We start from the raw sequence: 20,073 nt of genomic DNA, 5'->3' as shown, positions 1-20,073 counted from the left end.
CCTCCCCCCCCGGTGCTTACTGCACCATGTCTTCTTAGCGCGGCGCCCCCCCCCCCCCCCCCCCCCCCCCCCCCCCACGCCCGCCCCTCTGATGCCGGGGGCGGCGCCTACGCCGACCGCAGCCCCGCGAGCTCGCTCCGCGACCGCACCTTCAGCTTCCGCAGGACACTCGCGACGTGCTGTTCCACCGTGCGCCGGGACAGGAACAGCACTTCGGCGATCTCCCGGTTCGTGTGCCCGGCGGCCAGGAGGCGGGCGACGTCGCGCTCGCGGGGGGACAGTTCGTCGCCGTAGCCCCGGCGGCCGCGCCGCGAGGGGGCGACGGCGCCGGTGGACCGGAAGGCGTGCCGGCAGCGCGCGGCGTCGCGTGTGGCGCCGAGGTGGTCGAAGGTCTCGGCGAGCGCCGCGAACGTCTCGGCGACGTCCTCGTCGCGGGCCAGGCGGCAGCGCGTGGCCCGTTCGGCGATCAGCGCCGCGTGATACGGCGCGGGGAGGGCCTCGAACCGGGTCCGTGCCTGCTCGAAGGCCTCGATCGCCTCCGCGTGCTCGCCTCGGGACGCCGCGATCAGCCCGCGGTTCGCGGCGAGCGCGGCCCGGGTCGACGGTGCGTCGAGGTCGCCGATCTCGCGTTCGAACTCGTCGGTCAGCGCTTGTGCTTCGGCGTCCCGTCGGGTGGCGCAATACGCGTCGACGGCGGCCATCAGCAGATCCGCGCCCCAGGCCCAGACACCCTTGGCGCGCAAGAGTTCCAGCCCCTTCTCGGCCTGTGTGACGGCGGCCTCGCCGAGGTCCTGCGCGAGCAGCATGCCCGCCATCCCGGCGTGCGCGGCGATCGCGACCGGGGTGAACGCGTTCTCGGGCTGATCCGCCGCGGTACCGGCGAACCGGGCCGCGGCCTCGTCCCATTCGCCGCGGGCGGCGGCGAGCAGGCCCAGCACCAGGCACAGTTCGCTGGTCACCGGCAAGAGGTCGCGGTACTCGTCGATCAGCGCGCCGGCCCGTTCGGCGAGGCCGTCCCAGTTCCCGGTGAGCCAATCGGTGTGGACGGCCGTCGCGCGGGCGGTGCTGACGACGTACGGCGCCCCGCAGTCGGCCGCCAGCTGCATCCCGCTGCGCAGCAGGCTCTTCGCCCGCCGGTGGTGGCCGGTCCAGGCGCAGGCGTCGGCGCTGTTGCAGTGCAGCCGCGCCAGATGCCGCTGTTCGTCGGCGGAACCGACGGTGGTGGGCGCCCGGTCCAGCATGTCCCAGCCGCGCGCGTCCCCGATGTGCAGCCGTGACGCCGTGTTGTTGGCCAGCAGGATGATCTTCAGCCGCCGGTCGGTGGCCCGGTCGATGAGCTCGTCCACCCGGTCCATCCAGCGCCGGTGCTCCCGCAGCGGGGTCGCGCCGACCCACGGCTGGGCGAGGACGCCCATCCCGCGGCCCGCCAGATCGGGCCGGTCGGCGAGGTCGTTGACGGCGATCTCGATCTCGGTCCTCGCCGCCTCCAGCCCGCCCGCCTGGCGCACCAGCAGAAGCCCGAGCCCCAGCCGGACCTCGCCGCTCAGCCGCCCGGACAGCCTGCCGTCGGTGAGCAGCCGCTCCAGTGCCGGGACGACTTCGGTCTGGGCGAGCCCGTTGCACGCCACCGAACTGAACTTGACCGCCAGTCTGTCCACATCGGACGGTTGAAGGCCCGGCTCGTCGAGCAGGGTGCGGAGCAGATCCGTCGCGGTGGCGAGGTCGCCGACCGTCGACGCCTGATCCGCGGCGGCTTCGCCGTACTTCAGGGCACCTGCCCGGTCGCCCGCCTTCCGGCAGTGTTCGGCCAGCCGCACCAGGGATTGCGGGAGGCGGTCGCGCAGCAGCCGCGCGGCCCGCCGGTGCAGTTCCTGGCGATCGGGGCCGGGGATGGTGCGGTACGCGGCCTGCTGCGCGAACGCGTGCCGGAAGCCGTACGTGCCTTCACCGGTCTCCACGAGGACATGGCGTTCGAGCGCGAGGACGAGCGCGCGGCGGGCGCGGTCGGGGGTGAGCGCGGCCGCGGCGGCCAGCAGGTCCGAAGTGGACGGTGTCGCGAGGACCGCCGCGGCTTCGGCGATCCGCCGGGCGGCGGGCGGCAGCGCGATGAGACGTTCGACCGTCGCTTCCCGCAGCAGCGCCGGGACTTCGACCGTGTCGAGCAGACGCCGCGCGGTCGCGCCGTCGGCGTGCACCGCGCCTTCGACGCCGCCGATCGCGCGCACGATCTCCTCGACCACGAACGGGATCCCCGCGGTCCGTTCGTGCAGTCGCCCGGCGAATTCGGCGGAGACGTTCGCTTCGCCGAGCAGGGCCGAAACCAGTGCCTGGACGCCTTCGCGGTCCAACGGCCGGAGGGTGACGAGCGTGTGCGCGGTGCCGGGCGCGGGCCGGTAGGCGCTGCCGAGCGGGATACCGCCGGGGGTCTCCTCGCGCCGGTACGTGAGCAGGAGCGTCAGCCCCGTGGGCGGGTCGGTCATCAGGAACCGCAGCAGGCGGCGGGAACCGTCGTCCGCCCAGTGGAGGTCTTCGATGAGGAGGACGTGCGGGCCCAGCGAGCCGAGCAGTTCCCGGACGGCGCGGAAGAGCTGGTGGCGTTCGGCCCTCGGATCGCCGGGCCTTGGCGGCGGTTGAGGCAGGAACGCCGCGAGTTCGGGCAGGTAGGGCGCGAGGACACCGGTCACCGGGTTGAGGTCACGCGCCGGGCGGACGTCCTTCAGCGCGTCGAAGACCACGCCGTACGGAAAGGGCTCGCGCAACGGCTGACAGGTCGCGGTGAGGACCGGCCGTCCGGCCAATTCGGCGCAGGCCAGCAGTTCGGTGGCGAGCCGGGTCTTGCCCACCCCCGCTTCCCCTTCGAGCATGATCACCGACGGCGAGCGCAGCGCGCCGTCGAGCAACTCGCGTAATTCCGCCTCACGGCCGACGAGCACGGGCGAACTCGTTCTGCGTCCGCAGCCACCGATCACCATTGCCGGGTCACCCCCGCTTCACGAACCACACCGTTCGAGTGAACGCAGCTTAAGCGCGGTTTCGGTGATCACGGAACCCGCTCGGACGGTCACCCGACTTTCGTAGGGACGGGGGATTTCGCCATTAGATACGTAGTCCTACGGACCGTTGCCTCGCTTGTTCGCGCAGGTCCCGCCACCCGAAAGTGATTCCAGCGTGACTGCACGTCACGACGCCGGCCTGGACCACCGCCGGCGTGAACCACCTGTTCGAGTGAACGGAGCTCAGGAAATGCGTGGAGAACTTCGACGTCGCCGGATCGCGGGTGCGGTGCTCGCCGGGGCCTGTGCGGCGGCCACGGTCGCCCTCGCCGGACCGGCCACGGCCGCCGAGGGGCAGATCCGCGGCGCCGGTGTGCCGGGAGCCGTCACGGACGGGTACATCGTCTCGCTCAAGAGCGGCGACGCGGGCCTCGCGGCCAAATACGGCGGCCAGGTGAAGGCGACCTACACCGCCGCGCTGAACGGCTTCTCGGCGAAGATGACCGAGGCGCAGGCGAAACGCCTCGCCGCCGACCCGAACGTCGACTTCGTCCAGCAGGACGCCGTCGCGCACATGACCGGCACCCAGACCAACCCGACCTGGGGCCTGGACCGGATCGACCAGAAGAACCTGCCGCTGGACAAGAAATACACCTACCCGAACAACGGTTCCGGGGCGACGGTCTACGTCCTCGACACCGGCGTCGACTACCGCCAGTCCGAATTCGGCGGCCGCGCGACCAGCGGGTACGACTTCATCGACAACGACAGTGACGCCCGCGACTGCCAGGGTCACGGCACGCACGTCGCCGGCACGGTCGGCAGCGCCACCTACGGCGTGGCCAAGGGTGCCAAGATCGTCTCGGTCCGCGTGCTGAACTGCCAGGGCAGCGGCCAGTACTCGCAGATCATCTCCGGCATCGACTGGGTCGTGAAGAACGCCAAGGGCCCGTCGGTGCTCACCATGAGCCTCGGCGGACCGGCCGACTCCGGAGTGGACGCCGCCGTGCGCCGCGCGGTTTCGGCGGGCATCACGAACACCGTGGCCTCCGGGAATTCCAATACGGACGCCTGCTCCACCAGCCCGGCCCGCGTGCGTGAGGCCATCACCGTCAACGCCACGCAGAGCGACGACCGCCGGTCCTCGTTCTCGAACTACGGCAGCTGCACCGACATCTTCGCGCCGGGCACCAGCATCACCTCGCTGCGCAACGGCGGCGGCACCCAGCAGATGAGCGGTACCTCGATGGCGACGCCGCACGTCGCCGGCGCGGCCGCGATCTACCTGACCTCGAACCCGTCGGCCACCCCCGCCGCCGTCGCCTCCGGTCTCGCCAACGCCGCCACCAGCGGTGTCGTGACGAGCCCGGGCACCGGTTCGCCCAACAAGCTGCTGAACGTGGCGGGTCTCTGATGCGCCGCGGCGTGCGGGCCGGTGTGGTGGCCGTCGCGGCCACCGCGCTGGCCGCGCTCGCCGCGGGCAACGCCCTCGCCGCGGAGGCGGAAGGCGTTGTCGTGCAGGCGAAGCAGCACTACGGAGATCAGTACATCGTGGCACTCCACGATGTCGGCACCATGGCGGTCGAGCAGTCCTCGGCCGCGCTGACGGGCCGCTACGGCGGGGAGGTCCGGTCGGCGTACAAGAACGTGCTCCGCGGGTTCTCCGTCAAGGGCATGTCCGAACAGCAGGCCCGGCGGCTCGCGGCCGATCCGGCGGTCAAGGCGGTGTATCAGGACGGCACCGCGCGTGCCGTCGGTACCCAGACCAACCCCACCTGGGGCCTCGACCGGATCGACCAGAAGAACCTGCCGCGCGACAAGAGCTTCACGTATCCGAACACGGGCGAGGGCGTCACCGCGTACGACCTCGACACCGGGATCAACCCGGAGAACCCGGAGTACGAGGGGCGCGCGTCCATCGGCAAGGATTTCGTGGGCGGTAACGGGAAGGACTGCAACGGGCACGGCAGTCACACCGCGGGCACCATCGGCAGCAAGACCTACGGCGTGGCCAAGAAGGTCAAGCTCGTCGGGCTGAAGGTGCTCGGCAACGACTGCTCGGGCAACGGTCCGGATTCCGCCATCGTCGACGCGGCCGAATGGCTGACCGCGAACGGCACCAAACCGGCGGTGGCGAACCTGAGCCTGCGGATGGACCAGGTCGGGCTCGGCGACGACGTCATCAAGAAGTCCATCGCGGCGGGCTTCGTCTACGCGGTGGCGGCGGGCAACGAGAACCAGGACGCCTGCAACGTCAGCCCCGCCCGCATCCCCGAGGCGATCACGGTCGGCGCCTCGGACGAGAACGACAACAAGTCCTCGTTCTCCAACCACAGTTCGTGCGTGGACATCTTCGCCCCTGGCAGCAACATCACGTCGCTGTCCACGTCCAACGGTGGTTCGGCGAACATGAGCGGGACGTCGATGGCCACGCCGCACGTGGCCGGGGCGGCGGCGCTGTACCTCGCCGCGAATCCCGGTGCCACCGCGCGGCAGACGCGGGACGCGCTGGTGAACAACGCCTCCGACGGCGTGCTCAAGGGACTGCCGTCCGGCACGGTCAACAAACTGCTGAACGTGTCGTTCATCGGCGGCGGTGGCCCCACGCCGACGTGCGGGGCCAAGTCCAACACGACACCGGTGTCCATTCCGGACGCCGGTGACGCGGTGACCAGTTCGGTGACGCAGGAAGGCTGCGACGGCAAGGCGTCGGCGACGCTGCCGGTCAAGGTCGACATCGCGCACACCTACACCGGTGACCTGGCGATAGACCTGATCGGGCCGAGCGGTGCGGTGTTCGGCCTCAAGCAGGCGGGAGGGATCGGCGAGGCGAGCGGCGTGCACACGTCGTACACGGTGAACGCCTCGTCCGAACCGGTGAACGGGACCTGGAAACTGCGGGTCCGTGACGTCTACCGGTTCGACAGCGGGACGATCGAAGGCTTCTCCATCACCTTCTGAGTCCTTGCGGACGGCGGTGCGCCGTGGTCACGATGACCGCGGCGCACTGTCGTTTTCGCTGGGAGGTCTTGGATGGAGTCCTACGATGCCGTGATCGCCGGTGGCGGGCACAACGGCCTGGTGGCGGCCGCCTACCTGGCCGGGGCGGGCCGCTCGGTGCTGGTGCTGGAACGGCGCGACGAGGTCGGCGGGGCGGCGGTCTCCTTCCGGGCCTTCCCCGGCGTCGACGTCCGGCTGTCGCGGTACTCGTACCTGGTGAGCCTGCTGCCGCGCAAGATCATCGCGGATCTCGGGCTCGGCCTCGATCTCCGGCGGCGGCGGATGTCGTCGTACACGCCCGTCGGCGACGGCGGTCTCCTTGTCGACACGGGCGACGACGGCCGTACCGCGTCGTCGTTCTCCGCGCTCACCGGGTCCACAAAGGACTTCGAGGCGTGGCGACGGTTCTACGCGATGACGTCCCAGGTCGCCGAGCGGACGTTCCCGACCCTGACCGAGCCACTGGTCTCCAGGGAGGAGCTGCGTTCGGGTATCGAGCCGGAGGCGTGGGACGCGCTTTTCGAACGGCCGATCTCGGAGACGCTCACCGGGATGTTCGGCGACGACACCGTCCGCGGCGTCGTCCTGACCGACGCCCTGATCGGCACATTCGCCGGTGCCGGCGACTTCCGGCAGAACCTTTGCCTGCTGTACCACGTGATCGGCAACGAGACCGGTGACTGGGACGTGCCGGTGGGCGGGATGGGCGCGGTCACCGGGGCGCTCGCGTCGGCCGCGCGGACGGCCGGGGCGCGGCTGGTGACCGGTGCCGAGGTGCTGTCGATCGATCCCGGCGGATCAGTGCGTTACCGGCTCGGCGACGACGAATTCACCGTGCGGGGCGGGCATGTGCTGTCGAACGTCGCGCCGCGGACGCTCGCGCGCCTGCTGGGGGAGGAACCGCCGGAAGCGCCGGAAGGCGCGCAGCTCAAGGTGAACATGGTGCTGTCACGGCTGCCGCGGCTGCGCGATGCGAGTGTCGATCCGCGAGAGGCGTTCGGCGGCACGTTCCATGTCAACGAGGGTTACGAGCAGCTGGCGACGGCCTACGCCGAGGCCGCCGCGGGCCGGATCCCGTCGCTGCCGCCGTGCGAGATCTACTGCCATTCGCTGACCGATCCGTCGATCCTCGGCCCGGCCGAACAGGCCGCCGGGGTGCAGACGCTGACGTTGTTCGGGCTGCACATGCCCGCCCGGCTGTTCGAGGGACGCAACGACGCCGCGCGTGACGAGGCTTTGCGGGCGACGTTGTCCTCTTTGGACAGTGTGCTGGCCGAGCCGATCGAGGACTGTGTGCTGCGTGCGCCGGACGGCCGGTTGTGCGTCGAGGCGAAGACACCGCTGGACCTCGAAGCCGAACTCGGGCTGCCCGCGGGACACATCTTCCACCGCGATCTTTCGTGGCCTTATGCCGCGGATGGCGCTCAGGTGGGGCTTTGGGGTGTCGAGACCGCGCATGACCGGGTGCTGGTCTGCGGTGCCGGGGCCGTGCGGGGCGGTGGTGTCTCGGGTATCCCCGGGCACAATGCGGCGATGGCGGTGCTGGCTGGTTCCTGAAGTCCGTGAAGGCCTCCTTGAGGGATCCAGAGTCCCTCAAGGAGGCCTTCACGGACTTGTCCCGCTACTGGACGGTCAGGGTGTAGACGGCGGTGGAGGTCTTGCCCGCCGAGTCCGTCGCGGTGACGGTCACCGGGTACGTGCCGCGCTGGAACGGCGCGACCACCTGCATCGTCGAGCTGCCGCCGCTCGAGATCGTCTGCGGGTTGAAGAACGGCGCGAACGGCAGCCCCTGTCCGGACGCCGACAGCTTGATCGTGCCCGTGCCGCCGGTGGCGGAAACCGTGACGTTGCTGAAGAAACCGGGCTGCGAAGTCCCGCTGGCCGGGCTCAGGCTCACCTTGAGCTCACCGGGCTGAGGACCGCCGTTGCCGACGGTCAGCGTCAGGTTCGTCGTGGCCGTGTCCGTGGTGCCCTTGCCCGAGATCGTGACCGCGTAGTCCTTTTCGGCCGTTCCGGCGGGAACCTCGATGCTCACCTTCGCCGATTCACCCGAGGTGATGGACGTGGGCTGGAACGTGGCCGTCGCGCCCTGGGGAAGTCCCGAAGCGCTGAGCTCGACCTTCTCCGCGCCGTTCTTGCCCGGCTTGCTGGTCACCGTGGCCGACACGTACTTGCCCGGCTCGACCTTGAGCGAGGACGGCGTCACCCCGAGCGAGAAGGTCTCCGGGTTCTGCGGCTCGCCGATCTGCTGCTTGACCCAGTCGCCCATGTCGTTGTTGAGCCTGCCGTAAACGCTGTACCACTTGAAGTCGCTTCGGCTCCAGGACGCGACACCGACGACCTTGCCGTCGACGATCAGTGGCCCGCCGCTGTCACCCGGCAGGATGGTGACGTGGCCGTCGCTGTAGCCGCTGCAGATCATCGTCGCGTCTTTGAAGCCGGCACCGACGCCGTTGCAGTTGCTGCCCTGGACGATCGGCAGGGTGAACTTGTGCAGTTCGACGTTGCGCGTGTCGTCGTTGAAGTCCTTCTTGCCGTAGCCGAGGCCCAGCCCGGACTTGCCCGGCTTGTTCAAGTCCGTGTCGGCCGACGTCGCGACCTTCGCGTACTGGCCGCCGGGCACCGGGATGTCGGCGTCCGTGGTGACCACCGCGACGTCGTAGCCCTGGTCGAAGTTGACGTACTTCGGGTGGGTGTCATAGCTGACGACGCCGATCCGCGTGCCGCCACCGGCGTTGAGATCGTCCAGCCCGTAAAGGAAACTCTTCTGGCCCTCCGCGGCCTTGCAGTGCGCGGCGATCAGGATCTTGCGCGGCGCGACGACCGACCCGGTGCAGGTCTGCCCCTGCGGGCGCGTCCCGCCTTCGCGCAGGCCGGCGATGATGAACGGATAGTCCCGGACCGAGGCGGGGGTGCCGCCGATGGAGTTCGTATGCGGTCCGGCGGGGATGACCGCTTGATCCGTCGGGGTGACCGCGGGCAGGTCCGCGGCGGCCGCCGGCGCGGGCAGGAGGACCGAGAGGCAGCCGAGGGTGGCGGTGGCGATCCCCAGTAGCCGTTTTCTTCTGTTCACGGTGGTTCCTTTCCAGGTGGCTGGAAATCACTTTCCGCATCCGTGCCTGGTGGAACAACCGAGGAAGAAGCCCGTAGGGGTACGGAACTAATGCGCCCCGTCGCCGGTCAACAGCTCGATACCGTGCTCCCCGGTGCGTTCGACGTCGAGGCCCGCCTTCGACAGCACGCGCATCAGCTGCTCCACAGTGGACGGTTCGCTGCGGGACTTCACCAGCTCGGCGGCCAGCCGTCCCTTGTACGCCTTGTTGAAGTGACTCACCGTGGTCCGGTTGCCCTTCGCGTCCTCGGTCACGACACGGACGGTCACCGCGTCCGGGCGGAGCTTCGCCAGCGCCGAGTAGGTGCCGGAACGCAGGTCGACGACGAGCCCGTCGATACCCTGGAGCACCGGTTCGAGAACCGGCTTCCACACGCTGCGGACGGTCCCGAGCGACGGCAGCGCGTTGCCGCCGGAAAGCCGGTACGCGGGGATCGGGTCGGTCGCCGCGACCACCCCGAACAGTGCTGAAGCCACGGCGAGGCGCTTCTCGGCCTTCGCCAGCGTCGCCTTGGTGAAGGACTTCACGTCGAGCGCGTCGTAGAGGACCCCGGTGTAGCGGCGCAGCGCGGGCATCGTGGGCGACGTCCACAGTCCGGCGTTGCGCGCGACCTCGTCGGCCTGCCGCGGCGTGATGCCGAGCGCGGCGACACTGGCCGGGACGTCACTCGCCAGTTCGGCCAGCGCGTCGGCCAGCTTCGCGCGGGTCGGGTTCAGTTCCGGGAACGACAGCGCGCCGAGGTCCAGCGGCGCGCCGGTGCCGCCGGCGGCCTTGGTTTCGGAAGGGGGGAGCAGCACGAGCACCACGGAAGCGTAACTAAATGGAGTGCGTCACTCCGAGGCGCGGCCTTAGCCTCGTCCGCATGAGCCTGACCTGGCGCCCGCTGACCTTGGACGACATGCCGCGACTGGCCGGGACCTTCGCCGAGGCGGAGCGTGCCGAGCCGATCGAGGAGCACTACAGCGCGGAGGATCTCGCCGAAGAGATCGGCTCGCCGAACGTCGACCTGCCGACCGCGACCACCAGCGCCTGGGACGGCGACACGCTGGTCGCGTACGGTCTGCTCCGGCGACGTGACGCGGCGGATCCGGTGCACATGATGCGGGTCGAGACGCTCGTCCATCCCGCGTACCGCGACGACGCGATCGCCGCGCGCCTCACCGGCTGGTTCGAGGAAGCGGGCAAGGAGATCCACGCGAAGTCCCATCCGGACGTACCGCTGGAACTGCACGCCGCGGCCAACACCAAGCAGCGCTGGCTCACCGGCGTGCTCCTGGCCGCCGGGTACGAACACGCCCGGTGGTTCGTCGACATGCGGGCCGACCTCGGTTCCCTTCCGGCGGCGAAACCGCTGCCCGAGGAGTTCCCGCTCGTCGCGTACGAGGAGAAGTACGAGGCCCTCACGCTGCGGTCCCGCAACGAGACCTTCGCGGATCACTGGGGGAGTACGGATCAGTCCCCGGAAGCGTGGCGGCATCTGGTGGTCGGCGGGAAGGACTTCCGGCCGGACCTGTCGTTCCTGCTGCTGAGCCCGGATCGTGACCGGGTGGTCGCGATGGTGCTGAGCGCGTTCTTCGCCTCCGATGAGGCCGCCACGGGCGTAAAGGAGCTGTATGTCAGCCACGTCGCGACCGACGCGGGCCTTCGCGGGCGCGGGATCGCCGGTGCGCTGCTCGGGCACACGCTCGTCCAGGCGAAGGCGAAGGGTTTCCAGCGGGCCTCGCTCAACGTCGACCAGGACAACAACCACCGCGCTCTCGGCGTCTACGAGCGTGTCGGGTTCAGCGAGTTCCAGCGCTGGGCCGGGTACGTGAAACCCGTCCCGACCTGACCGGTTGCCACCCGAAAGGGTGGATTTCGGTACAGTCGATCTCCTCGGAAAGATCGCTGGGGGTGGTAGGGCGTTGCCGGTTTCCGCACGCCTCGGCTGGCATGACCTCCCGTCGGCGACGCGTGACGCCGTCGAACGTGAGCTCGGGTCGATGGTCCGTCGTTCGCTGTGGCAGACCCCGGAATTCGACGGCGGTGTCTCGGCGCGGCTCGAGCTCGAACGCGGTCATCGCTGGGTCTTCCTGAAGGCGATCCCGGCGGGCAGCCCGCGAGCGGGCGGCTACCGGACGGAGGCCGCCATCGCGCGACGGCTTCCCCCGGAGGCGCCCACGCCGAAGCTGCTGTCCTTTGTGGACGGCGAGTGGCTGGTGCTCGCGTTCGCCGATTTCGACGGCACCAGGCCGAACCTGCGCCCGGGATCGCCGGACCTCTCCGCGGTGCTGGCCACCTTCGGCGCGCTCGGGCGCACGCTCACGCCGTGCCCGCTGCCCGACGTCCCGGACGCGCTCGACGATCTCGGCCCGCTCCTGCGCGGCTGGCGCGAACTCGCGAAGGAACCGCCGGACGATCTCGACGGATGGGCCGTCCGCAATCTCGACCGGCTCGTCCAGCTGGAGACGTCCTGGCATCCCTGGTCGGCCGGGGACACGTTGCTGCACAACGACATCCAGCCCGAATACCTCGTGCGGACCGGACCGGGCAGGGTGCTCGTCACCAACTGGCGCTACCCGGCGAGGGGAGCGGGCTGGCTCGATCTGGTCGCGCTCGTGCCGTACCTGCTCGACGCCGGACACGAGCCCGCCGACGTCGACCGGCTGCTTCGGCGTCGCCCCGTGCTGACCGGCGTCCCGGTCTGGGCGGTCACCGCGTTCGGCGTCGCACTGGCCGGGCACGCCGAACGAGCGTGCCGGTTACCGGAACCGCCCGCGACGACAGGGGTCCGCGCCGCGCAGCGCCGTCTCGCCGGGGCCATGCGCGAGTGGCTCGCTTACCGGACGCACTGGCGGTAGCGGCCCCCGCTTGACCAAAGACGGTTCTAGCCGCTCACGAGGTTCAGCGGCTCTTCCCCGGCGGCGTACCGGCGCAACTGCTCGGCGACCAGCCGCTTCGCGCGCGGGTGGAACGACGCCGACCCGCCCGCGATATGCGGCGTGATGATCACTCCCGGCGAGGTCCACAGTGGATGCCCGGCGGGCAGCGGTTCCGGATCCACGACGTCGAGCGCGGCGCGCAACCGCCCGGAGACGGTCTCGGCCGTGAGAGCCCCGGTGTCGATCGCCGAACCCCGACCGACGTTCACCACCAGCGCGCCGTCCGGCAGCGCGGCGAGTTCTGCGGCACCGAACAGGCCCATGGTCGCGGGCGTTTCGGGCAGGATCAGGACCACGATGTCGGCGGACGGCAGCAGCTCGGCCAGTTCGCCGACGCCGTGCACCCGCTCAGCGGGCCGGGCCGTGCTCGCCACCCTGGTCACGATCGCCTCGGCCGCGACCAGCTGCCGCTCGATGGCCTGGCCGATCGAGCCGTGCCCGACCAGCAGCACGCGGCTGTCGGCCAGCGAGCGCGTGTGCTCTCGCTCCCACGACGCCGTCGCCTGCTGCGCGAACCAGCGCGGCAGATCCCGCTGTGAAGCGTGGATCAGCGCCAGCGCGTGCTCGGCGACGCTGAGGTCGTGCAGGCCGCGGCCGTTGGCCAGCTTCACTCCCGCCGGCACCAGCGGGATCAGCTTCTCCACCCCGGCCGACAACGACTGCACGAGCTTCAGCGACGGAAGCCGGTCGAGCAGCTTCATCGGCTCGGCGCCGGTGTCGTACGGCAGCACGTAGACCTCGACGTCCTCGAGGCCTTCGTCCGGCAGCGGGCCCAAGCCGTCGTAGAGGCGCGCGCTCAGTCCTTCGGGCAGCTCGATGTCGGACCAGGGCAGGATGGCTCGCTCCGTCATACCGCCATTCTGACCATCGCGACCGGCGTCATCCCTCGTGGGTCGCGACGCAGAATTCGTTGCCGACGGGGTCTGCCAGCACCGTCCAGGCCATGCCCGGCATCTCGTGCCTGTCCAGTTTCTTGGCGCCCAGTCCGATCAGGCGGTCCACCTCCTTCTCCATGTCGTCCGTACCGAAGTCCAGATGGACCCGGTTCTTGCCGGCGCGCGGCTCCGGCACACGCTGGAACGCCAACACAGGCCCGTTCTCCGCCTTGGGGCTCAGGATCAGGAACTCGCCCTCGTAGTCCTGATCCACCGCCACCCCGAGCGCCTCCGTCCAGAACGCCGCGAGCCCGCGCGGATCCGCGCAGTCGATCGTGATCATGCCCAGCTCGATACCCATGGCGGCACGCTAGCGGCGCCCACCGACAAAACCGGGCGCCCGCGATAACCGGTTGAACCGGCCCGGGGCGGGGTGACTACGCTGCGCAGAACGTCTCAGCACGTAAATTCCAGCGAGGAGCCCAGAAGTGATCACCAGGATGTCGTCGTTGTTCCTTCGCACCCTGCGTGAGGATCCGGCGGACGCCGAGGTACCGAGCCACCGGCTCCTGGTACGCGCCGGCTACGTCCGCCGGGTGGCCCCGGGCGGCTACTCCTGGCTGCCGCTGGGCCTGCGGGTGCTGCGCCGGATCGAGAACGTCGTCCGTGAAGAGATGAACGCCATCGGCGCGCAGGAGATCCAGTTCCCCGCGCTGCTGCCGAAGGAGCCTTACGAGGCCACCGGCCGTTGGACCGAGTACGGCGACGCACTGTTCCGCCTCAAGGACCGCAAGGGCGCCGACTATCTCCTCGGCCCGACGCACGAAGAGCTCTTCGCGCTCACCGTGAAGGGTGAATACAGCTCGTACAAGGACTACCCGGTCGTCCTGTACCAAATCCAGACGAAGTACCGCGACGAGGCGCGTCCCCGCGCCGGCATCCTGCGCGGCCGCGAGTTCGTCATGAAGGACTCCTACTCCTTCGACCTCGACGACGAGGGCCTGAGCAAGTCGTACGAGCTGCACCGCCAGGCCTACACCAAGCTGTTCGACCGCCTCGGCATCGAGTACGTCGTCGTGAAGGCGACCTCCGGCGCGATGGGCGGCTCGGCCTCCGAGGAGTTCCTCGCCGTCGCCGAGACGGGTGAGGACACCTACGTCCGCAGCACCGAATCGGGTTACGCGGCCAACGTGGAAGCGGTCACCACGCCCGCTCCCGAGGCGAAGCCGATCGAAGGCATGCCCGAGGCGAAGGTCCACCACACGCCGGACACCCCGACCATCGAGTCCCTGGTCGCGTTCCTCAACAACGCCGACCTCGGCCGCACCTTCACCGCCGCGGACACGCTCAAGAACGTCCTGGTGAAGACCCGTCAGCCGGGCGCGAAGGAGTGGGAGCTGCTGGCCATCGGCCTCCCCGGAGACCGCGAGGTCGACACGAAGCGCCTCGAAGCGTCGCTCGAGCCCGCCGAGTTCGAGCTGCTCGAAGAGGCCGACTTCGCCAAGAACCCCTTCCTCGTCAAGGGCTACATCGGCCCGAAGGCGCTGAAGGACAACGGCGTCCGCTACCTGCTCGACCCGCGCGTCGTCGACGGCACCGCCTGGGTCACCGGCGCCGACGAGCGCGACCACCACGTGGTCGACCTGGTCGCGGGCCGCGACTTCACCGGTGACGGCACGATCGAGGCCGCCGAGGTCCGCGAGGGCGACGCGTCGCCCGACGGCAAGGGCACCCTGGTCGCCGCGCGCGGTATCGAGATCGGGCACATCTTCCAGCTGGGCCGCAAGTACGCGGACGCGTTCGAACTCGACGCGCTGGGCCCGGACTCCAAGCCCATCCGCATCACCATGGGTTCGTACGGCGTCGGCGTCTCGCGGCTGGTCGGCGTGCTCGCCGAGCAGAACCACGACGATCTCGGCATCGTCTGGCCGCGCGAGGTCTCGCCGTTCGACGTGCACGTCGTCATCGCGGGCAAGGACGAGACGGTCGCCGCGGGTGCGGAGAAGCTCGCCGCCGAACTGGACGCCGCCGGCATCGAGGTCGTCCTCGACGACCGCAAGGCCACCCCCGGCGTGAAGTTCGCGGACGCCGAACTCGTCGGCGTGCCGACGATCCTCGTCGTCGGGCGCGGCCTGGCGAACGGTGTCGTCGAGGTCAAGGACCGCCGCACCGGCGACCGCGAGGAGATCGCCGTCGACGCGGTCGTCGAGCACCTGGTCAAGCTCGTCCGTTCGTGATCTTCGGCAAGAAGCGCGGGGATTCCCCGGGCTACGAGGACAACGCGGCGCTGGACGGGTTCGGGGGCTATCAGCCCTCGGACTCGTCCGGCTACACGCCGCCTTCCGAGACCCCGGCTCCGGTCGAACCGGAGCCGCAGAAGCCCGCGAAGCAGCCGATGTCGCGGAGCGGGCGTAGGGCCATGTACGGCTTCTTCGCGACGCTCGGCGTCATCGCCGTCGCCGCGCTCGCGAACAACGGCGACAGGTCCTCGGAAAGCAGCGCTCCGACGACCCGGGCTCCGCTCGTCTACACCCCTTCGCCCCAGGTCGTCGCGCCGCCGGTGACCGAAGGCTGGCAGTCGGTGGCGGGGAAGGACGGCGTCTACGCCTACGACGTCCCGCCGAACTGGACGCCGAAACCCGGCACGATCCACGGCTGGGAGAAGGGCACCCAGGTCCCGGGCGTCACCATGGTCGCCAGCGCCTTCGTGGGGGAGGGCTACTGCCCGCAGGAGAAACGAAGCAGGCTCGGCGGCAGCGGCGTGGTGAACGTGAAGGTCGCCGATCCGCTCGCCGCGGCGAAGAAGGCGGTCGACGACCTCGCCGTCAGCGCCTACAACCCCGAAGACGGCCCCCTGACGGCCAAGATCACCGCGGAGCCACCCCAAACGACCGAGTTCACGCTCGGTACCGGTAAGAAGGTCGCCGCGAGCATCGTCCTCGCGGAGGTCGTCACCCCGCCGGGAGCGTGCGGCGCCCACCGCGCCCTGGTCGGCGTGATCGCGCCTCAGCTGGGTGAAGCCTCGGCGGCCCTGGCCGTCTATTCGGGCCAGGACGCGCCGGGCGGAGCGGACCGCGAGCTGATCCTGAAGATCCTCAAGACCTACCGGGGTGTCCCGGAGGCCGACCGCAAGACCATCACGCCGCCGCCTTCGACGTTGCGTTGAGGCTGCGGGTCCGCCGCTTGGCGCTGAGGCTTCTTACCCGACCGCGCGAGCTTCGCCAGCCGCAGCAGCCCGGTGTTCGGCAGGTAGGCCCGGCCCAGCGCGATCCCGATCCGCGGCAGATCCGCCTCGTCGCGGAACGCGAGGTACAGCGGCACGTGGCGCGGCTGGAACTTCGCCTTGAACGCGTGCAGGGAACGGAAGCCGTAGAAGGGCTCCATCATCGTGCCGAGCGCGTCGAGCACCCGCTCGACGGCGTGCGCGGGTTCGCCGGAGCTCGCCAGAGGGGCGCCGGACAGCGAAACGAACTTCGCGCCTTCTTCGCGGAAGGCCAAGCACGACGACGCGATCAGGAACTCCATCGAAGGGCGGAATCCGTCGGCGCGTTTGCGCATGACGTCGAGCGTCCAGCCGCCGACCGCGCCCGCGCCGGTGTACACCGGCAGCCACGACGTCACACCGTGGACGACGCCGTCGGCGTCCACCGCGAGACCCACGCGGGTCTCGGGGTCCATCGCCTCGTCGACCCCGCCGAGGGTGAAGCCCATCTCCGGCATGCCCTTGTCGCTGATCCACTCCTCGGAGATCGCGCGGACCTGCGAGATCACCGAGCGCGGCTGGTCGGCGAGCCGGACGAGCCGGAACTCGATGCCGTCCTTCTTGGCGCGGTTGAGCGCGGTCCGCACGTCCTGCCAGCGCTTGCCGCGGAACTCCAGCGTTTCCAGTTCGATCAGGGTGTCCTCGGCGACCTGGACCTGCTTCCAGCCGAGCTCCTCGGTCTTGGCGGTGGTGTCGCCGGTGGCGGAGAACAGGCACGGCACGAGACCGGTGTTCTCGCACATCGTGATGAACTCGGCGATCGTGCGGTCGGCGGCGCCGTCCGGGGCGATCGGGTCGCCGAGGGCGATGGCGACCCCGGCGTGGCGCCGGTAGGCGAGATAGGACTTGCCGTCCGCGGCCACGAAGTACGAGTTCTGCGGCCAGGTCGTCATCCACGAAAGCGTGCTTCCGCCGTGACGGCTGAGCAGCGTGCGGGCCAGCGCGGGGTTGCCCATCCGGCCGAGACGGCGGCGCTTCCGCCGCGACGGCACGCGGAAGGCGCCGCGCGAGGAGACCAGCAATGCGAATTCGACCGTCCACAGCAGGTTGTCCACGAAGAACAGCGGCGGATCCATCAGGTCGGCGTCCTCGCCGAAGAGCTCCGCGACGGTGAGCACGCCGCCGTAGACCATCACCTGCAGGATGACGAACGAGGTCAGGATCATCGCGCACCACCAGGCGACCTGGCTGCCCTTGCGCAGGCCGTTCATGATCGGCACCACGATCAGGCACAGGATGACGACTTCCCAGGTGGACAGCGAAAGCTCTTCGGACGAACCGAAGGGACCGTTGCCCGGTACGAAGGACATCACCAGTTCGGCGACCGTCAGCACCAGCAGACCGGCCACGACGTAGAACCGCCACTCGCGCAGGCTCGGCCTCCGCTCACGCGCGGAGTCCTTGGCGCCGAGGAACTTCCGTCCGAACGGCAGCGCGAGGACGAGGGCGAAGAAGTGCACGAGATCGGCGAGCGTGCCGACGAAGATGATCGCGATCCCGGCGTAGACGCACAGCCCGGCGCGTAACCGCAGGCGCCACGGCGGGCGCAGGGTGGCGCTGGCGACCGCGACCGCGGCGAGCGCGCCGCCGGAGAACCCGACGTCGAGGCTGCCCGCGACGCGTTCCGCCCATTCCCAGCCGGAGTTGCGGCTCAAGGCCAGGAACTGGACCGCCACCAGGACACTGACGAACTGGCCGCCGATGGCGACGGCGATCGCCCGCCGCGTGCCGAGCCGCCATTCCGCGAACCCGGCGAACAACGCGAAGCTGAGCACCATCGGCAGGTAGTACAGCGGGACGACCGCGAACAGCGGTCCGGTGAACAAGGTCCACCACCGGCCTGCTTCGAGTGACGGCAGCCCATACGCGATGTACGGGTACACCGCGCGGTCCTCGGCGGCCGACCAGAGCGCGCCCGTGGCCAAGGCGAGCGCGAGCATGGTCACCGTGACGAGGGTGGTGAAAGGCAGCCGGTGCCTCAGCACCGTGGCGATCTTGTGCGTCCGGCCCGGCGCGGCCGTCCCGCTTCCCCCTTTTGGCATGGGACTCAAATTAGGGGTGGGAGGTGCCCGGACACATCCGGCACGGGACCCATATTTCCCTTAGGGGAGTGCTACTCGCGACGGATGCTCTCACCCATCTTGAGGACGACACCGCGGGCCAGCGCACCGGGGATCCCCTGGTCCGCCAGTACCAGAAGGACGTGGTAGCGGCCCGATCCGGGCAGTGCGCGCAGCGGGAGGGCGATGGCGGTGATCGTGACCGAAGGCGCCGGGCACGGCCCGTCCTGGGCGGGGACGACGGTGGTGGTCACGGCGGTGGCGGTCGTCCCGCCGTCCAGGACGGGCACCGGCCCGGCCTTGCCGATCTCCGTCTTCGGGGATCGCCCGTACGCCGCCTCGGCCCAGCGGATCGTCGTTTCCTCGGCCGCCTGGGCGAGGCCGCCGACTTCGCCTTCGTCGATGGTGGTGAACCCCGCCATCGCGCGCGCCGAAAGATCGGAGCCGGGGCAGAAGGCACGCCGGTATCGCGCGACGCCTTGCAGGGTGACGAGGTCGCCGGCCGGGGTTTCGTAGCCGATGGCGACGTCGGGTTCTTCGAGCTTCCAGTCCGGCGGGACGTCGTAGACGAGCGGGTGATCGTCGGACTGAACCGGTTGCCAGCCCGCGATCACGGGCTCGATCCGGGTGGCGGGCGCCGGGTCGGGCAGGACGAGATCCTGGGCCGACGGCGGAGGAGGCGCGGTCTTGGCCTGGTAGGTGGCCGTGGTGCCGACGGCGAGGACGAGGACCAGCCCGAGGACGCCCAGCGTCGGCCTGAGCCGGAAGCGACGGCGTGGCGGAACGGTGTCCCGGATGACCGGGATCGGCCTCGTCCGTTCGGTTTCGGTTTCGAGCGGTTGCCCGGTGAGCGGATCGACGAACCACTGTCCAGGTTCGTCGACGCGCCCACCGGGGCCGGTCATTGCTGAGGCCTCAGGCTCGCGAGGATCTTTTGGGCTTCCGCTTCGGGCAGCGCGTCAGGGGTGCCCTGGTCGATGGCCATGACGAAGCAGATGGTCTGGTCACCGGATTTGAACGCGGCGGAGGTGACCTTCACGCTCGGGGCCCGGCACTCCTCGGTTTCGGCCGGGGTGAACGTCCCGGTCGAGCTGACCGCCTGGATCGAGCCGCCCGCGATCTGCACCGGGGTGATGGCGGGCAGCGGGACGTCGGCCTTGCCGGTGGCGGACTGGATCCAGAGCCGGACGGCGCCTCTGGCGGCGTTGTCGACCGGGATCTGGTCCGCGGTCGCGAAGCCGACGACACCGCGGTTCGAGCCGCGGGATTCCGCGCAGGCGCCGAGTTTGTACGTCGACGCCTCGTGGATGACCATCTTGAACTCGCCCTCGTTGTAGCCGACGATCTGGCCCGGCTTGGTCTCCCAGCCCGACGCGGGCAGGTCGTAGGCGGTTTTGTCCTTGACTGACAGGATCCCCTGCCAGCCGGGCGTCGTCGAGGGGACTTTGTTGTCCTGGGGTGCGCCGCTGCTCGTGGCGGGCGGTTTCGACACCGAAGACGACGGCGGCGGAGGCGCGGAGGAGGACGGCGGCGCCGCCTGGGGCTGCGGTTCTTCGCCGTCACGCAGGACGAAGAAGAGCGTGGCGCCGACGGCGATCACCAGCACGAGCGCGCCGAGGCCGATCCACAGGCCCTTCTTGCCGCCCTTCGGCGGCTCCGGCGCGAAACCCTGGTACGTCTGCTGCGGGAACTGCTGGAACCCCTGCTGCTGATAGCCCTGGTACTGCTGCTGGGGATCCTGCGGGTACTGGGGTGGATGGCCCTGCTGCGGGGGATACTGCTGATAGGGCTGCTGCGGTTGCTGCTCCGGCCAGCCGTTGCCGCCGCCTGGGTATGCCATGAAGCGAGC

15 protein-coding genes are annotated in these 20,073 nt (G+C 70.1%); 7 read left to right on the top strand and 8 right to left on the bottom strand.

Annotated features, from left to right (window positions below):
• Positions 1-107: 107 nt before the first annotated feature.
• Complete coding sequence (locus ACIRGA_RS00540) at positions 108-2,933, bottom strand: ATP-binding protein (RefSeq protein WP_400935663.1); 2,826 nt, start codon at positions 2,931-2,933, stop codon at positions 108-110.
• 310 nt (positions 2,934-3,243) lie between these two features.
• On the opposite strand from ACIRGA_RS00540, the gene ACIRGA_RS00535 reads away from it, so the two are divergent.
• The 3 genes from ACIRGA_RS00535 to ACIRGA_RS00525 all read left to right on the top strand — a co-directional run bounded on the left by ACIRGA_RS00535 (position 3,244) and on the right by ACIRGA_RS00525 (position 7,550).
• Entirely contained in the window at positions 3,244-4,407 is a 1,164-nt protein-coding gene (locus tag ACIRGA_RS00535; RefSeq protein WP_400935176.1) for a S8 family peptidase, read from the top strand.
• Positions 4,407-5,954 carry a S8 family serine peptidase gene (locus ACIRGA_RS00530; protein ID WP_400935173.1) on the top strand — a complete coding sequence of 516 codons (1,548 nt, stop codon included), beginning with the start codon at positions 4,407-4,409 and terminating at the stop codon, positions 5,952-5,954. The genes ACIRGA_RS00535 and ACIRGA_RS00530 overlap by 1 nt, the downstream gene beginning before the upstream one ends.
• 72 nt (positions 5,955-6,026) lie before the next feature.
• The gene (locus ACIRGA_RS00525) at positions 6,027-7,550 is read left to right on the top strand and encodes a phytoene desaturase family protein (protein WP_400935170.1); all 1,524 of its coding nucleotides are present in this window, start codon (positions 6,027-6,029) and stop codon (positions 7,548-7,550) included.
• A 64-nt stretch (positions 7,551-7,614) separates the two neighbouring features.
• On the opposite strand, the gene ACIRGA_RS00520 is transcribed toward ACIRGA_RS00525, so the two are convergent.
• Together ACIRGA_RS00520 and yaaA are read right to left on the bottom strand one after the other, a co-directional pair.
• Complete coding sequence (locus ACIRGA_RS00520; RefSeq protein WP_400935168.1) at positions 7,615-9,066, bottom strand: trypsin-like serine protease; 1,452 nt, start codon at positions 9,064-9,066, stop codon at positions 7,615-7,617.
• Between the two features lie 87 nt (positions 9,067-9,153).
• Positions 9,154-9,909: a peroxide stress protein YaaA gene (yaaA, locus tag ACIRGA_RS00515; RefSeq protein ID WP_400935166.1), complete on the bottom strand. Its 756-nt coding sequence runs from the start codon at positions 9,907-9,909 to the stop codon at positions 9,154-9,156.
• A gap of 59 nt (positions 9,910-9,968) precedes the next feature.
• On the opposite strand from yaaA, the gene ACIRGA_RS00510 reads away from it, so the two are divergent.
• Both ACIRGA_RS00510 and ACIRGA_RS00505 read left to right on the top strand, forming a co-directional pair.
• Entirely contained in the window at positions 9,969-10,937 is a 969-nt protein-coding gene (locus ACIRGA_RS00510) for a GNAT family N-acetyltransferase (protein WP_400935164.1), read from the top strand.
• Between the two features lie 73 nt (positions 10,938-11,010).
• On the top strand, positions 11,011-11,946 hold the full coding sequence (locus tag ACIRGA_RS00505; RefSeq protein ID WP_400935162.1) for an aminoglycoside phosphotransferase: 936 nt from the start codon (positions 11,011-11,013) through the stop codon (positions 11,944-11,946).
• Between the two features lie 26 nt (positions 11,947-11,972).
• Here ACIRGA_RS00505 and ACIRGA_RS00500 read toward each other — a convergent pair whose 3' ends face one another.
• Positions 11,973-12,878 (bottom strand): 2-hydroxyacid dehydrogenase, encoded by a 906-nt coding sequence (locus ACIRGA_RS00500; RefSeq protein ID WP_400935159.1) that lies wholly within the window; start codon positions 12,876-12,878, stop codon positions 11,973-11,975.
• 28 nt (positions 12,879-12,906) lie between these two features.
• Positions 12,907-13,263, bottom strand: coding sequence for a VOC family protein (locus ACIRGA_RS00495; protein WP_400935156.1), 357 nt, complete (start codon positions 13,261-13,263; stop codon positions 12,907-12,909).
• A gap of 127 nt (positions 13,264-13,390) precedes the next feature.
• Between ACIRGA_RS00495 and ACIRGA_RS00490 the strand changes: the two genes are divergently transcribed.
• Complete coding sequence (locus ACIRGA_RS00490; protein ID WP_400935153.1) at positions 13,391-15,139, top strand: proline--tRNA ligase; 1,749 nt, start codon at positions 13,391-13,393, stop codon at positions 15,137-15,139.
• The gene (locus ACIRGA_RS00485; protein WP_400935151.1) at positions 15,136-16,068 is read left to right on the top strand and encodes a hypothetical protein; all 933 of its coding nucleotides are present in this window, start codon (positions 15,136-15,138) and stop codon (positions 16,066-16,068) included. Before ACIRGA_RS00490 ends, ACIRGA_RS00485 begins: the two co-directional genes overlap by 4 nt.
• Here the strand turns inward: ACIRGA_RS00485 and ACIRGA_RS00480 are convergent.
• The 3 genes from ACIRGA_RS00480 to ACIRGA_RS00470 form a co-directional block, all read right to left on the bottom strand.
• Positions 16,005-18,206 carry a bifunctional lysylphosphatidylglycerol flippase/synthetase MprF gene (locus tag ACIRGA_RS00480; protein ID WP_400935149.1) on the bottom strand — a complete coding sequence of 734 codons (2,202 nt, stop codon included), beginning with the start codon at positions 18,204-18,206 and terminating at the stop codon, positions 16,005-16,007. The genes ACIRGA_RS00485 and ACIRGA_RS00480 overlap by 64 nt on opposite strands.
• A gap of 71 nt (positions 18,207-18,277) precedes the next feature.
• The gene (locus ACIRGA_RS00475) at positions 18,278-19,129 is read right to left on the bottom strand and encodes a hypothetical protein (protein WP_400935148.1); all 852 of its coding nucleotides are present in this window, start codon (positions 19,127-19,129) and stop codon (positions 18,278-18,280) included.
• The gene (locus ACIRGA_RS00470) at positions 19,126-20,064 is read right to left on the bottom strand and encodes a hypothetical protein (RefSeq protein ID WP_400935146.1); all 939 of its coding nucleotides are present in this window, start codon (positions 20,062-20,064) and stop codon (positions 19,126-19,128) included. Before ACIRGA_RS00470 ends, ACIRGA_RS00475 begins: the two co-directional genes overlap by 4 nt.
• Between the last annotated feature and the right edge of the window lie 9 nt (positions 20,065-20,073).

The organism is Amycolatopsis sp. NPDC102389, assembly GCF_044765885.1.
Lineage (GTDB): Bacteria > Actinomycetota > Actinomycetes > Mycobacteriales > Pseudonocardiaceae > Amycolatopsis.
This window is presented reverse-complemented; position numbering and strand designations above follow the sequence as displayed.